The sequence below is a fragment of the Lacticaseibacillus daqingensis genome (assembly GCF_003946115.1).
GTDB classification, from domain to species: domain Bacteria; phylum Bacillota; class Bacilli; order Lactobacillales; family Lactobacillaceae; genus Lacticaseibacillus; species Lacticaseibacillus daqingensis.
In genome coordinates, this window is record NZ_RHOH01000001.1 from 304900 (window position 1) to 321932 (window position 17033).

General features: G+C 62.6%; 3 protein-coding genes. All 3 read left to right on the top strand.

Annotated elements, in window-relative coordinates; genetic code table 11:
- Positions 1-218: 218 nt before the first annotated feature.
- The 3 genes from EKM88_RS01190 (at position 219) to EKM88_RS01200 (ending at position 16980) form a co-directional block, all read left to right on the top strand.
- The gene (locus EKM88_RS01190) at positions 219-5540 is read left to right on the top strand and encodes a mucin-binding protein (protein WP_164511956.1); all 5322 of its coding nucleotides are present in this window, start codon (positions 219-221) and stop codon (positions 5538-5540) included.
- A gap of 195 nt (positions 5541-5735) precedes the next feature.
- Positions 5736-7166 (top strand): pyruvate kinase, encoded by a 1431-nt coding sequence (gene pyk, locus EKM88_RS01195; RefSeq protein WP_125702356.1) that lies wholly within the window; start codon positions 5736-5738, stop codon positions 7164-7166.
- Between the two features lie 418 nt (positions 7167-7584).
- Entirely contained in the window at positions 7585-16980 is a 9396-nt protein-coding gene (locus tag EKM88_RS01200; RefSeq protein ID WP_125702357.1) for a mucin-binding protein, read from the top strand.
- Positions 16981-17033: the final 53 nt, after the last annotated feature.

Consider the following 17033-nt stretch of genomic DNA (forward strand, 5'->3'; position numbering starts at 1 on the left):
AACCACGCCCGGTGATATTTCAAATCCGAGTGAAAAAACTTGCCTTATTTGATAATCCATCAGATACTGTCGGCGAACAGGAAGTGAATAATCAAAAACTATAACCTATAGTTATAATTTAAAGTCTGAATACATAATATTCGGGGTGGTGATCATATGTGTGAGCAGTGATTGAATCGTGTTGCTTTTATAAATCATTTAATCACAGGGGGAACATGATGAAAAAACAATTACGTCGCCGTCATGACGCAACGATGACGGCTAAATTACGACTCAAACTCTACAAAGCCGGCAAACGCTGGGTAGTTGCGGGCATGACCACGGTCGCATTCGCGGCGGGCCTATCACTGACCAGTGGCCGCTTCGTTCAGGCCGATGAAGGTACCGCCCCAGTCGCGGCTGAAACCGGCGGCACTGACCAGGATGCGGGCGCCGCAACGCTTGCCACCCCAGCCGCGGGGGATCCGACTGCGGCGTCTAGTGACACGGTGAGCAGCGCCGCCTCGGCAGCGGCGACCGAACCCCCGGCAAGCGATGGGCCGACGGTGCCGCAGCCGGCGGCGGACACCGAAACGCCGGTTGCGGCGGCTGTGACACTGACCAGTCGAATGGCAACGCCAACGGTGAACGTGGGCGCTACGGATGTTTTTGCCCTGAACTTCAATGTCACGGGGATCAAGACGAGTTACACGAACGCAACGCTCGTGATCCAGCTGTCATCGGGCGTTCGCTTGCAGGATGACCCCGGCACATTGACCCTGCGCGGCGTGACGCCGGTGTACGATGAAGCCGCGGGCACGCTGACGTACGATTTTGGTGCGCTCAGCAGTGGGCTGGCCACCCAGCTCGCGTTGCACCTGACGCCGGATAAGGCGCTGGTAGCTAACGGGGAAACGATCACCGCCAGCGCCCAGTTTAGCGCAGATGGGCTGAGCCCGCAGACCACGCAGGCGACCGCGACTGCGGTGGCGGCGGCCCGAGCGGCGGTGACAAACGCGATTCTGAACATTGCCGCGGCGGATCCGGCCGTGACGCACGACAACCCGGCGCAGGGCGACACCGTGACGCTGGGGGCCGGCTACACGGTCAGCACCGCTGACGCCGGGGCGGGGCTGGTGGCGGAGGGCACCCCCATCACCATGACCTACACGCTGGCCAAAGGGTTGACCTATGGCGGCATGGCCACGGTTGACGGGTACCTCACGGATGCGCCGGTGGTGACCACGAACGCGGCCGGTGCGACCGTGCTGACCTGGACGCAGCCCGCAGGCGCTCGCGCGGCGCAACTGGCGGCGTCCGCCACTTACAAGTACGCCTTCCTCGCCACGGTGGACGCGGATGTGGCGCTTTTTACCAGACTGGTGAACCCCGCGCAGCTGACGGCGCAGATGGCAGACGGGACCACGTTCACGGCCAACGCGGTGAACGCGACCGTGATGATTTCGCCGGCCAATCCGACGGCCCCGGTGACGGCGGTTGGGGGGACTTGGCCGCTCAGCAGCTACGGTCCGGCGAACGGTGAGATGACCCTTAACACAGGAACGGGGAATGCGGACCCAACGGTGTACGCTGAAAGAGCGCCATTGCTGGCGACGACGAGCGTCATTTCGACCAGTTACTTTGGCATCGGGGTGTCGGATGCGGCCTATATGGCGCAAACGCAGGGCATGATCGACTACGTGGCCATGCATCAGCGGCTCAGTGCCGGGGAGACCCTGCAGCGGCTGGTCATTGGCCAGGCATACTATAATCCATCTGTTTCTGAAGCGAATCCGTTGTTCAACGAGGCTTCGTTTGGGCGGCTGACCCCTACCGGATACGCGCCGTTAACGACCTATCCGTACCTGACGCTGGCGGTCAAGTACGCGGGCGAGACGACCTACACCGTGCTTGAGACCAGGCTGAGAACCGATCAGACGTACACACTGACGCGCCAGGCGTTACTGGCGATGGGGCTTGACCCCGCGAAGACGGTTGTCGATGTGTACGCGTATTACCATTTAGACGCCGATGGGCAGGCGCTCCCTGATAACCCGGATGCCGTGATCCAAAGCACGACGCCAGGACCCGGGCAGGCTCCGGTCAGCAACTTTGATGTGACGCAGGTGCCGGTCGACTCCGGTGCCCCTAATGGCCTGATGCAGACGTTCTCCTTTATCACATCGGTCGATCCCGGATTTGTGGGCACGATCACGCACCAATTCCTACCGCAGTTGGCGTCGCGTTACGGCATTATCGGCACGCCGAGCGAGACGGTGATGGATCAGGTGAACGCCAACAACCCGACGAAGTTGCTGGGCAGGACCGATGCCACTAGGCTGTATTTGGCGGAAAAAACGGTGGAGGTCGTGCAAGCTGCCACCGATGTCACCCGCACCGTGGCGAGCATGCTCACGTTGGCGGATGGCGCAGGGGTCATGACCGTAGGCGCGCACCAGTTAGCCATTCAGCTCACGCTGGCCGACACATCGCAAGCTAACCTCGGGTTGCCTGATGCTGGGGCGACGACGTATGTGTTTTTGCCGGCGGGCGTGCAGTACGACCCGGCGACCACGCGCGCCGCTGACGGAGCCGCGGTCACCGTTGTCGCAACAGACTACCAAGGTAGCGGCCAGCAGCTCCTCCGCATCGACTGGGGCAAATCCGCGCAGCCGAGCAACTTTTTGCGTCCGGGTGAGGGAAAAGGGCTCACTCTCGGGATTCAGGTGGCGGCCAATGCGGCCAGCGACCTGGTCTTTCAGTCGTACACGGACCTTGGCCCGGCCCCCTATACCGCGCCGGAGTCCGCCGACCCCGATGCCGCACAGGCCAATCGGCTCGTCGCAGACGCCGATGACCTGAACGGCAACGGGCAGACCACGGATTCGCTCCTTTACGCAACGGCGCGCATGCCGCTGCTCAAAACCAGCAAGCTCGACACCGTGGGCACGCCGTCCGAGACCCAAGTGGCGCCGGGCGCCACCGTGGTAATGGCGGTGGGCACGCGGGCCGAGACGGACGCGCAGCTCACGCAACTGGAGCTGATCGCCGCGCTGCCCAAGCCCGGCGACCTGGGGCTGACCACCAGTGACCCACGAGGCTCGGACTTCAGCCCAACACTGACAGGTCCCGTGGTGTTACCCGTCGATTGGCAGGGCAAGGTCACCGTGGCGTATACCACCAGCACGGTAGCTGATCTCAGTGCGGCGACCTGGCTTGATGAAGCCGCGGCAGCCGCTGATTGGGGCGCGGTGACCGCTTTCCGGATCAGCTACGCGAATGCGGCTGAGCCGATCGCCGGTGGAGCCCAAACCGTCCAGTACACGCTACAGGTCCCAATGCTTTACGCCGATGAAGCCGATGGCGGGGCGGCGCGATCGATGACCAGCACGTTCAGCGTCACGTCCAACGGGTTGGCCACCACCGAACCGCAGGCGGTGCCGGTCGTGCTCGACCGGGTGCTGCAGGGAACCGTCTCCGTGACCCGAACCATCACGTATACCGGTGCTGATGCGCAGACCCCGGCGGCCATCGAGCAGGTGGTGACGTACGATTTTGTCACCAACGAAACGACCGGCACCACGGTGTACACCCCAACGGGCGCGTACGCTGAAGTACAATCGCCCGTCATCCTGGGCTACACGGTGGACCGCGCCAGTATTGCGGCACTGACGCCGACTGCGGTCACTTTTGACCAAGCCGACGATCCAAGCGTGCTACTCAGCGGGATCCAGGAGCTTGTGACCTACACGCGCCAGCCGAACACGATCTTCACGCCGACCAAGCCAGGGGAAGACACCGGCACAACGGTGACTGATCTGACCCATGTGGTGACGATCACGGTGACCTATGGTGAGCCGGTTGGCGGCGACCCTGCGGTAAGCACTGTGACGTTCTACCGGACCGTTACGGTTGACCCGACGATTGCCGTCGGCACGGCGGGGCATCTGACCTACAGCGCTTGGACCACTGATCCGGAGGGGGATGCCGCCAATGGCACTGCCACCGTGGCAGTGCCTGCGCTGGCTGACCTGAAAACGCCACTGGGCTACACCGCCAGCGTGACTACCACGCTGGATGGCGCGGCCGCAGGTGCCAACGATGCGCTCACGGTCGACGCCAGCAACACCGCGGTCGTGCGGCAGGTCACGTATGAACGCCAACCGGACACCATTTATACGCCAACCAAGCCCGGCGAGGAAACCGGCACCACGCGGGATGACCTAGTGAAGGGGGTGGCGGTGACCGTCAACTACGGGGATCCCGTCAACCAAAGCGAGGACCAGTCGGTGACGTTCTACCGGACGGCCACGGTTGACCCAACCATTGCCGTCGGCGCGGCGGGGCATCTGACCTACGGTACCTGGACCACCGATCCGGCAGGCGATGCCACGAAGGGGACGGCCACGGCAACCGTGGCGGCGCTGGCTGACCTGAAAACGCCGCTGGGCTACACCGCCAGCGTGACTACCACGCTGGATGGCGCGGCCGCAGGTGCCAACGATGCGCTCACGGTGACGGCGGCCAATGATACGGTGATTCGAACCGTGAGCTACGCGAAGCAGGCGACCGAAACCTTCACGCCAGATCAGCCCGGTGAGGAAACCGGCACGCAAGTCACCGATCTGACACATGTGGTCACGGTCACCGTGACCTATGGCGAGCTGGTCGGCGGCGACCCTGCGGTAAGCACCGTCACCTTCTATCGGACCGTGACGGTTGACCCCGCGATCCCGGTGGGTGAGGCGGGTCACCTGACGTACAGTCCATGGACAACCGGGGCTAACGGTGATGCCGCGGCAGGCACCGCGACGGCGACGATCGAGGCACTGGCAGACCTGAGGACCCCACTGGGCTATGTCGAACGCGTGACCTCGGCCGTGGACGGGCAAGCGACGGATGATAACCTTGCGATCGTGGTGACGGCCGCCAACGCGACGGTGACGCGTGCAGTGAACTACACGCGGCAGCCGAACACGGTTTACACGCCGACCAAGCCGGGCGAGGAAGCGGGCACGACCGTGGCAGAGCTGACGCATGTGGTGACCATCACGGTCAACTACGGCGCGCCGGTGGGGAAAACCACAACGGCAACGCAGACGTTCTACCGGACGGCGACGATCGACACAACCATTCCGAGCGGTGAGGTGGGCCACCTGGTCTACGGTGCTTGGACCACCGATCCGGAGGGGGATGCGACGCGTGGGCCAGCGACGGCAACCGTTGACGCGCTGACCGACCTGAGAACGCCAGTGGGCTACACCGCCGTCGTTGCGTCAATGCTGGACGGCCAAGCCGCGGCGGCGAACGCGGCCATTACGGTTTCGGCCGCCAACAGTACGGTGGCGCGCACGGTCACCTACGCGCAGACACCGGCGCCGGCGCCAACTGAGCCGAGCCCGGCACCAAGCAAGCACGGGCAGGGCGACCAGTCGCCAACCGGCAAGCCAGCGTTGCCGCAAACGGGCAACCAAGCCAATGGCGCCCTTGCGCTGCTGGGGCTGGCGCTCACGTCGCTCCTTGGCGGACTGACCGTGCTTAAGCGGCGCCGCAAGGCCTAAGCACACACTTTTGACACAGACGGGTTTCTCTTCGGAGGGACCTGTTTTTTAGTGCGTCGTGGCGCCCATTAGCCGCAAATTTGACTGGTTTGCCTAAAATGTTTGTAAATGCTGTCAAAATTCCTTAAAATTAAGTCGTGATGCTTATCACGCATTAGACGGCAAATTGCCACAACTATATGGAGGAATACAAGTATGCGTAAGACGAAGATCGTCTCCACCTTGGGCCCTGCGTCCAACGATCTGGAAACGATTAAGGCGCTGATCGGCGCCGGTGCGAACATTTTCCGGTTCAACTTCTCTCATGGTGACCACGAAGAACAGCTTGGCCGCATGAACCTGGTGAAGCAGGCCATGAAAGAAACCGGCGTCAAGGTTGGTCTGATGCTCGACACGAAGGGTGCCGAGATCCGGACGACCGAAGTTGAAAACGACGGCAAGGTGGAATATGACAAGGGCGACATGATCACCCTGACCATGAACACCGGTGCCAAGACCTACAAGGGTCACGTGGACATCACTTACGGTGGCCTTTACGATGACGTGAGCGTGGGTCACCACGTGCTGTTCGATGATGGTCTTTTGGACACGGTCATTGTGGCGAAGGACGAAGAAGCCCACGCCCTTAAGCTCGAAGTCCAAAACCCAGCGATCCTGGGCTCCAAGAAGGGGGTCAACTCCCCAGGCGTTTCCCTTCAGCTGAAGGGGATCACCGAAAAGGATAAAGACGACATCCGCTTCGGGGTCAAGCAGGGCATCAACTTCATCGCAGCGTCCTTCGTGCGTAAGACCAGCGACGTGCAAGAAATTCGCGACGTGCTGTCCGAAGTCGGTGGCGAAGACGTGCTTGTGATCCCAAAGATCGAATCACAAGAAGGGATCGACAACACCGATGCCATCCTTGAGATGGCTGACGGGATCATGATTGCCCGTGGCGACATGGGGATCGAAATTCCTTACGAGGAAGTGCCTGCGGTTGAACAGATGCTCATCCACAAGTGCAACCTGGTCGGCAAGCCGGTCATCACCGCAACGCAGATGCTCGACTCCATGCAGGAAAACCCACGCCCAACGCGTGCTGAAGTGACCGACGTGGCCTTTGCCGTGCTGCAGGGGACCGACGCCACCATGCTGTCCGGTGAATCCGCGAACGGGGACTACCCGATCGAATCCGTCCACACCATGGCCGTGATCGACGAACGCGCCGACAAGATGCTGCCAAAGCACTCCCCAGTGCTGGAAGAGCTCAAGACGTCCGGTTCCATCACCACCACCACCGCGATCGCGGCGGTGACGGCGGCGGAACGCGTGAACGCCAAGGCCATCATTGCGCTGACTGCTAGCGGCTACACCGCCCGTCAGATTTCCCGCCTGAAGCCGGAAGCCCCGATCCTCGCCGTGACCTACGACGAACGCACTGCTTCTAGCCTGCTGCTTTCCTGGAACGTGACCCCAATGGTTCTGCCAAAGGGCGCCGACTACGAAAAGCTGGTTGCGGAAGCCGAAGCCAAGCTCGTTGAAGATGGCGCGCTGGCCAAGGGTGACGTAGTGGTCATCGTGGCCGGTCTGCCACTGTACGAACCAGGTTCCACCAACAACGTGACCGTGCGGCGCGTGGCGGAATAACCTAACTGAATGAATCTGAAGAGGCCAGTTCGGGTCCGCGATAAGCGGGCCGGGCTGGCCTTTTTGTACGCTAAAATTAAGATCACGTGAGAATTGATGGGGGCGACGTCACTTTTGCGTTGTTATCCTAATTATTCGCAAAAATTATCTGGTGATGACCAAAATGAGAGGGACTTCCTCACTTGATCGAATTTGAAACCGTGCAAACATGCGCGGACAAATAGAATATTTATATCGAAGTCTTGCGATGGCACGTGATAAGTCGCGCATTCGTGATAAAAAAGAATCACGCCAAGACACGCATGAGTCGTGATGTATCCGCTTTCTTGCTTCGATGCTATACTCCATGGTACCGTTTGACATTGTCATTTTAAACGGCTGTTAGACGCAGACCCCGTTGGGGAGGAGGAAACTTGTCGTGTTAGAAAAAATCAGTGAGCGGCACGACCGGATGCTGCGCGCCACAGCGGAGCGGCGTGTCCATTTTAAATTGTACAAGCGCGGCCGCAACTGGGTGGTGGCCGGTTTGATGACCGCCGTCTTCGGGCTGGGCATCGCGACCAGCCCGCGCACGGTTCGCGCAGATGAAAGCGGTGAGCCCCAGGTGGCGGCGGTGCAGGTAGCCGCCACGCCAAGCGAGGCGCCAGATGAACCGGGACAGGACCTGCCGCCCGCGGATGTGACCGCACCCGCGCCGAGTCCAGAAGGGGCTGAGGCCAGTGCGGCCACCGTGCCGGATACCGGGACGCCGGCCAGCGCGTCCCTTGAAGTGGCAAGCCCTCAGACCGCCAGCACCCCGCTGGCTACCACCTCGGCAGCTCCGGCACCAGCGCCGACCGCTGTCATGGGCGATTCGGCGTCTGAGGTGGCGGTGCCATCAGCACCGATCACAGACGAGACCCCGATCAGTGCCATTGCGCCACTGGCGGCGGCCCCTCAACTGCTGGCCGCTGCGGTGACCCCACCGGCTGGGGTCGTGATGACAGCCCCACAATTGCTCAACAACAGCGCGGCGGTGCGTGATCAGGGTAGGCTGGCAGCGTTGACCTTAACGACCACGATTGAAGGGGCGAGCAATTACGCGACCAGCACGAGCAACGCGTACCGGGTCATCACGCGCTGGATCGGCAACAGTAGCAACTTGACGCCGGACCAGATCAGCCTGTCCAACGCCGATTACCGCGCGCATCCGATCGTGCCGGGCTATCGGCTGGTTGTCACGAACGCCCGTAATGTGGGCGGTGTGTGGCAATTGACGCAAGCTTCCACCATTACGGTCACGATCTCGGCCGGAACAGTCGTCAATAACACGGCGCTACACAATTTTTCGTTCAATGTGGTGGGTTACCCGAGCCTGAATGTGGCGCCGATCGGGGCCGGTTTTACGGCTGATACCACTAAGACCCCACTTTTGAATTCCCTTGAAGGGGATATGTCGGTGTTCACTGCCCGCACCTTGACACTGTCCAGGGATGTCAGTGTCACGGCAACGGCGGCGAACATTGGGGCGCAAGGCGTGATGGTGTACTTCAAAACGCCATTGGCCCCGTGGAAAGCGACCCAGGATTTTCAACCGTCTGTCATCTTGGCCTACTTTGATGCGCCGGTCAGCTATCAGCTCGCGCCAAAGGTCACCTCGCCGCTGAGCAATTCCGCCACGCTGAGCGGCACCGGGACTGAGGTGGGCAATCTCATCACGGTACGCGCGATCAGCGGCGGGCCGACGGTCCAGACCACGGTTGGGACGGCTGGGACATGGTCCGTCAATCTAGACAGCATCGGCTTGACGACGAATCAGGATTTGTATGTTGTGGAGTCCAATAACCTCGGGGACGTGCCGGGGGGCTACATCATTCAGCACGCGACCGCGAGTCGGACGATCAATTACGTGGACGCGGCGGGCAACACCGTCAGCCCTTCGGTGACCCAGACGCTGGCCTACACGCGGCGAGGGACGGTGGATCCGGCCACCATGGTCGCTGACTATGGGGCATGGACCGCGGACGGCAGTAGTACGTTTGCCAGCGTGAACTCGCCGAATCTGAGCGATCAGTTCACGACGACTAAGACAGTGGGCGCCTTGACCGTGACCAACCCCACGCAACGGCTCGACCCGGTCAACGTTGTGTATAATCCACGCTTTGCAACGGTTGGCCCCGATGAGCCGAACACGACGGGGGTCGCGCTTGAAGCGCTCAGTCGAACGGTCACGCAGACGATCAATTACGAAAATGAAGACGGCACCCAGGCCGCACCAGCCGCGGTAACAACGTTGCGCTTTACGCGCACCGCCACCGTTAACCTGGAAACCAATCGCGTGGTCGGCTACACGGCCTGGCTACCGGCCACGGACGACACTTTTGCCGCAGTCGTTTCGCCGACCCTCGTGAACCAAGTGGCCAGTCGGTACGCCTCGCAGGTGCAGACCGTGACGGCGGCTGACCTCAATAATCCGACACTGGCGTACGCGGAGACCATCGTATACTTTCCCGACATGGTGCGACTCGATCCAGGCGTCGGCGTCAGCGCGGGCACGCCCGTCAGCGGTGCCGATGAAGACCCACGGCGTTATCCAAGCGGCGTTGATACCACTGATTTGACCCGCGTGATCCGCGAGATGATTCGCTACATTGACGCTAGCACGGGGGCTGCGGTATACGCCAATGATGAGTTTGACGTGACCTATACGCGCACCGGGATCGTGACGTTTGCGTACGATGCCGCGGGGACGCTGGTTACGACCCCAATATTGGAAGACTGGATCTCGCCGCAGCCAACGTTTCAGGAGGTGATCGCACCGGCTAAGGACGGCTATGTGAGCGCAGGAAATGTGGCGGCGGTCCCGACCGATGCGGCCACCCCCGATTTGACCCGAACCATCTGGTATTATCCAGAGGCTGAGCTGACGCACACTGTAACCGTGGTCACCACGTTTGACGCGCCGGTGGTGGTTGACGCGCAGCGGCAGACCCTCACGTTTTCACGTGAGCTGTTGCTGACCGTGGATGACGCGACCGGAGACACGACGGTCCGGTTGAGTGACTGGCGGCCTGACGTGGCCGGCACGGAACTGATCGCGGCGCTGGGGCCAACGATGCCGATGCCGGACAATGGCGATCCGGGCTGGGCGGCCGGCTGGCGCGCGGCGGTTTCGGTAGCGGTCAATTCGCTACCGGTCGGCGATGGCACGGATCGGGCGATTCAGCTTAACCGTCGGGTTGCGCCGGCCGGGGTCATTGCCGTTGAACTGAACGGCACCGCGACTGAGATCACCCGGCTTGTGACGTATACGGATACGCTGATCCACATTCAATATGTTGACTTGAGCGACGGCGGCCGCGTGATGGCAACCGTTCATACGACCACGCCGCAAACCGATCCAAGCCACTACGGCGACACGGTGATCACGACCGGGCCAGCCGCCGGGTCGTATCATCTGGAGGTGGACGCCGGGGCGGCTAGTCTGGCGCAGGAAAATGGCACGATCGTCGACGGCAATGAACACTTTACCGCTCAGCCGGGGCAAACGGTGACTATCGAACTGAGGCACCGGCGATTGGTTGAACCGCTGACTGTTTTGCGCGGGATCCGCTACGTGGTGCTGGACGGAGCGGTGGAACCGGCAGACCCATTCGTGATCCAAGAGGCCGCTTGGGAACAGGTCACGGACCTGTACGCGCAAGCATATGGGGATCAGCTGACCACGCCTGTCGATGCCGTCGTGTATCGGCAGCTGACTGGCTATCCGGTCGTGCCAACGCCAGTGATCCCAGAGTACCGCGCCAGTCAGGCTGAGATCGTGGCAGTGGCGCCAGCGCCAAGCCCGACACCATTGCGCCCGATGGATAACCTGACGTTTGAAGTGACTTATACGCGGAACGTTTTTACCCCGGAAAACCCGGGGAATGAAACGGTGACCACGGCGGTTGCCTGGACGATCGTGCACAAAGACGCGGTGACCGGCCAGACGCTGTCGTTGCCGGGTTACGTCCCGGCAACGCTGGGCTTTCACCGCAACGTGACGGTACTTGCGGATGACGTCAAAATGCCATCACCGTGGGCGCCGGACACAACGTGGGACTTTGCGACCTATCAGGTGCCAAGTATCGCGGGCTATGTAGCCGGCGTGACCACGCTGGCTGGACCAACTGTCACCGATCCCACCCGTGATATCCTAGGGGAGGTGCGGTACTACCCGGCCGTGGTCATCGTTCAGCCAGATGCGCCGAAGCAACCCGGTGAGGAATCCGTCACTGGCGACCCGCAAAGCCCGAAATTCCCGGCTGGGGTCACCCATGACGACCTGAACCGGACGATCACCCGCACCCTGGCGTACTGGGATGTCGCAGGCAATCAGCTGATTCGCGAAGTGCCGATCGGTGCGGTGACCTTCATGCGCACGGCCACGGTCACCTTTGATCAAGATGGCACCAGCAGTACGGTTTACGGGGCCTGGCAGCCAGCCGATGACACCTTTGCCGAGTATGCGCTGGACCCAGCGGACCGGGAGATCGGTGACCTGTTCACCACGGCAACCCATGTGGTGGCGCAACCGGTGACCGCGGACAGCGAGCCGGTGGTGCAACGGGTCAACTACTACCCGACAAGTGTCACGCTGCAGCCGGACGACTCCAAGGCGGTTGATACGCAATACGACCCGAATGATGCGCTGAGTCCCACGTATCCGGCCGGGCTGACGGCGACGGATCTGAACCAAACCGTCACGCAGACCATTCACTTTGTCGATCAGGTCAAGGCGACGACACTTCAACCGGAAGTGACCGCGGGCACGTTGCGCTTCACGCGCACGGCGACGGTCAACTTGCAGACGAAGGCGGTCACTTACGGCGACTGGCAGCCGGTCACGGATGCTGAGTTTCCAGCCTTTACCGCGATCCCGGCGATTTTGAACGAGCTGACGGCGGCGACTCAGGTGATCGAGCCGGTGTCCCCGGTGACGAACGGCGTGCTGGGCAATGTTGACCGCACCGTTTACTACGTCAGGAAGCCGGTGGCAGAGCTCACGGTGACCCCGGATCAGCCGAAAAATGCTGGGGATGAGGTATTCACCGAGTACCCCGGCATCCAGACCTACCCGAACGGGGTAACGGCGACGGACCTGCACCGAACGCTCACGCGGACGATCACGTACCTGAGCGGGATGGATTGGGCGACGCTTGCGCCAACGGTGACGCAGACGCTGGACTACGAACGGTCCGCGCGGGTCCAGTACACGCTGGACGCAGACGGGAACATTGATCCAACGGTTGAGCCAATTGTTGAATACGGCGATTGGGTGGCGGTTGGGGCCAGTGACTTTGCCGCGCTGACGTCCCCGACCGTCCCCGATCAGTTCACGACCCGGCCCACGGTCGAGGCCAAGACCCCGACGGCAGCTGAAATCAGTGCCGGGGTGGAGCTGGCGGAGAAGGTGTACTACTACCTAAACCAAATCACGGTGGGCCTTGACCGGCCGATGCGGCCAGGCATCAGCATCAATTCGTCCGATGAGTTGCTCAAGTCAGTGCCAAGTGGGTTGGAGGAGGAAGATTTCCAGACCACGGTAACGGAGTGGATCAGCTTTTTTGCCCGTCACGATGCCAGCATCCCACTGTACAGTGACGCGAATGGGACGACCCCACAAGTGGCCCAAACGGTCGCGCTGGACTTCACGCGCACGGCCACGCTGTATCTGGAGACGATGACCTATGTCTACAATGCTTGGCAAGGCGTGACGGCCGACGAATTCGCGGCGGTTGACTTGCCGGCCACCTTGTACGATGCGGACGGGGATGAATACGCGCCGCTGGATGCGGCCATTGCGCCGGTGACACTGGACCTGACTCAGGCGCAACTACCAGAGCGGATCTCGCGCGCGGCGCTGTACGGCATGCCGCCATACCAAAGCCTTGAGATTGGGCCAAAAGACCCCGTCAACGGCGACGATCCGACTGGGCCGAAGCCGGCCGACACGCTGACGACCCCGAAGGATCCGACTTCGAACCAGCGGTATCCAGCCGGGATCGAGGCCAGCAATCTGAACCACACGGTGACGCTGACCGTGCACTACGTGGTGAGTGACGGGCAGACGCCTGTACCGGCCCCGATGACCCTGACGCTGGCCTTCGAACGCGGCGCCACGGTCACCTGGCCAGGGGAGACGCCCGACGAATGGGCTGCGGCCACCGGGGTCGTGACCTACCACCCGTGGCGCGCCGTGACCACCGAGCAGTTTGCGGCGGTCCTGACGCCGGCGTTGGCAGCGTACTTTGCCGATCAGTTGTCGGTCACAGGTATCGATGCCCTGGCCTTGGTGAGTGCAGCTGAGAACGCAACCACGCCGGCGGTGGCGCACGACGTTACCGTGACCTACTACCCGACCACTGTGAGCGTCACACCGGAAAAGCCCGGCACGGAAGGCGCGCCGGTCATCACCGACCAGATCGACGGCCCGAAGTACCCGGCCGGCGTGACAGCTGAGGACTTGACCCAAACCATCACCCGCACGATCACGCGGTACAACGGGGTGACCGGGGCAGTGATCGAGGTGATCACCCAGACGCTGGACTTTACGCGTACAGCCACTCTGACGTACGCCAGCGTCGCCGATTTGCCGACCCCGCAGTACAGCGACTGGACCGCAGCGGCGGGGACGACCGGCGAGTTTGACCGGTACGTCCCGGCGGCGGAGCCAGACCTATTTGCCGACAAGGCTGAAGTGGCGGCGCACCAGCCGACCCAAGCCGAGATCGACACCGATGGCGTGGTGCCTGAGGCCGTGTGGTACTACCCGACAACCATCGTGGTCGAACCGGATCAGCCGGGCACGGCCGGAGACGCGCTTTTCCCAACCGAAAATAGCCCGAAGTACCCAGCCGGCGTGGCGGCTGACGATTTGACCAAAACGCTGACGCGGACGATCATCTACCGCGATGCCCAGACCGGGGCAGTGCTGGAGACGATCCTGCAACCCCTGACCTTCACCCGCACCGCCACGTTGGGCTACGGGACCGTGGCGGACACGCCAACCCCGAATTACAGTGAGTGGGGCGCAGCTGAGCCTGAATTCGCGCAGGTCACCGTTGCTGCGATCAACGGTAAGGTGGCCGAACGTAGTTCGGTTGCGGCCTACGCCCCGACGCAAGCAGAAATCGACGCGGGTAGCGTGCCGCCGGAAATCGTGCTGTTCTTCCCGACGACGCTCACGGTGACGCCGGATAAGCCGGGCCCCGAAGGTGAGTCGATCTTTGACGGGAGCGAAACGCCGAAGTACCCGGCCGGCACGGATGCCAACGACTTGACCAAGACCGTCACCCGCGAGATCTATGACGTGGACGCGGTCACTAAGGCCGAGACGCTGGTGAACACAGAGACGCTGACCTTTACGCGCAATGCGACGCTTGCCATTGACGGGGACGGCAACGTGACCCTGGTTGGCTATACCGACTGGACAGCTGCAGAGGGAATTTTCGCCAGCTTTGCCGTGGCCGCGCAGCCGGACCGGGTCGCGAGCCGTGACACGGTCGCCGAGCGCACGCCAACGACAGATGAAATCGAAGGCGCAACGCCAATTGTCGAACGCGTTTACTTCTACCCGACCAGCGTGACGGTTGACCCCGACAAGCCGGGAGTGGCTGGGGAGGATATCTATCCGGGCATCCCAGGGCCGGTCTACCCGGACAAGGTGAGCGCAACAGACCTGAACCGGACGGTGACGCGCACGATCACCTTCATCAATGCCGCGACCGGTGACACGTATGCGACAGAGACTCAGACGCTGACCTTCAAGCGTTCGGCGACCCTGACGCTGACGGCCACCGAGGCAACGGTCGCGACGTACGGCCCGTGGACCGCGGATGATGACACATTTGACGCGATGCCAGTCCCGGCACGCAATGGGCTGTTCGCAGACCGTGACACCGTTGCGGCCGCAGTGCCGACCGATGACGAAATTACCGCTGGTGAGGCGGCGCCGGTTGTGGTGGCTTACTACGCCACGGTCGTGACCGTGACCCCTGAAGCACCACACAAGGAAGGTGACTTGGTGGTCACGGATGAAGTGGATGGCCCGAAGTACCCGGCAGGCGTTGACACCGACGACCTGACCCGGACCCTGACGCGGACGATCACGTACGTCCACGCGCAGACCGGGGCAACGCTTGGGACCGCAACGCAGGCATTGCACTTCACGCGCACCGCCACGCTGCACTATGCGTCGGCGGCGGATCAGCCGGAACCGGTCTACAGTGACTGGACACCGGCAGAAGGAGAGGCCGGTGAGTTTGAGCTGCAGGTAGTGCCGAGCTTCGCCGGCGTCGTGACATTTGAATCGGCAGTGCCGACACATGCCGTGACGCAAGCGGAGATCGACGCGAACCAGCCATTGGCCGAGACGGTTTACTACTTCCCGACCACCTTCACCGTGACCCCGGACAAGCCGGGAGCGGAAGGTGAGGAACTCTTCCCGGGCACTGATGGCCCGACCTACCCAGACGGCGTGACGGTCGCGGATCTGACGAAAACCGTGACGCGCACCATCATCTACTACAACGCGGTCACCGGGACTGAGATCAGGCGCCAGACCCAAGCGCTGACCTTCACCCGCGAGGCCACGCTGACCTTGACGCCGGCCCGTGCGGTGGCGGCGCCAGAGTACAGCGCGTGGGTGGCGGCGCCCGACCAGTTTGCCGCGCATTCCGTTGAGGCCCAGCCAAACCTTGTGGCGGACCGCACAGTGGTCGAAGCGGCCACCCCGACAGCCGCCGAGATCGCGGCCGGCAGGGTCGCGGATGAGACGGTCACGTTCTACGGAGATACCGTCACAGTCACCCCGGATAAGCCGGGCACAGCCGGCGAACTCGTCGACCCAGACGAGACCGGCGGCCTGAAGTATCCTGACGGCGTCGATGAGGTCGCACTCAATCGCACCGTGACGCGCACGATCACCTACGTGAACGCGATGACGGGCGCAACGCTCGGACGCGCCGAGCCGCAGACGCTGCGCTTCACCCGCACGGCCCCCATCAAGTACGTGACCGGCGGCGCGCCAGTGGTCACGTATGGGGCCTGGCAGCCGGTGGCCGAGGCCGACCGGACGTTTGCGGCACTGCCGGCGCCAGCCTTTGACGACTTGCGCCCGGTAACGGTTGCCACGGCGGCGCGGCTGGTGACGGATGCGGCGCTCGCGACCGCCACCGGGTTTGATGAGCAGCTGAAGTATTACGCCACCATGATCACGGTCACCCCGGACCAGCCAGGGGAGGGCGGCACGGCCATCGTGCCTGGCGACCCCGATAGCCCACTGTACCCGGCTGGTGTGGGGGCGGCGGATCTGAAGCGTTCGGCGACGCGCACCATCCACTATCGCGATGCCGCCGGCAACCCGCTGGCGCCGAGTGTGACGGCCGTGCTTGGGTTCCACCGCACCGCTACACTGGTGTACGATCTCCTTGGGGCGGTGACGGTCCTGTATGGGCCGTGGCTGCCGGATGCCGGCAACGTGTTTGCCACCGTCGCAAGCCCAACGGTGGTCGGCATGGTCGCGGACCGGGGGCTCGTGGACGCGGCAACGGTCACCGGCCCAGAGTCGGTGACGGAAGTGGTCACTTACGCGGCCGCCCTGGAACCGCGCCCGGCCCCGCCGCCGAGTCCAACCCCGACCCCGCAGCCGAGCACGACCACGCCACCGAAGCGGGCTGACTTGCCACAAACCGGCGAGCCATCAAGCGTGACCACCACAGCCTGGGGCCTGGCCCTGCTGAGCCTGGTGGGGTTGCTCGGGGTGGTCGCCAAGAAGCGCCGGAGAAACGACTAGGACCGACTGAATTAATGAGCCGTCAGCCGAGGGTTGACGGCTCTTTGTGTGCG

Coding starts and splice junctions, on each gene's coding strand:
- pyk (WP_125702356.1), top strand. CDS start 5,736: ATGCGTAAGACGAAGATCGTCTCCACCTTGGGCCCTGCGTCCAACGAT.
- EKM88_RS01190 (WP_164511956.1), top strand. CDS start 219: ATGAAAAAACAATTACGTCGCCGTCATGACGCAACGATGACGGCTAAA.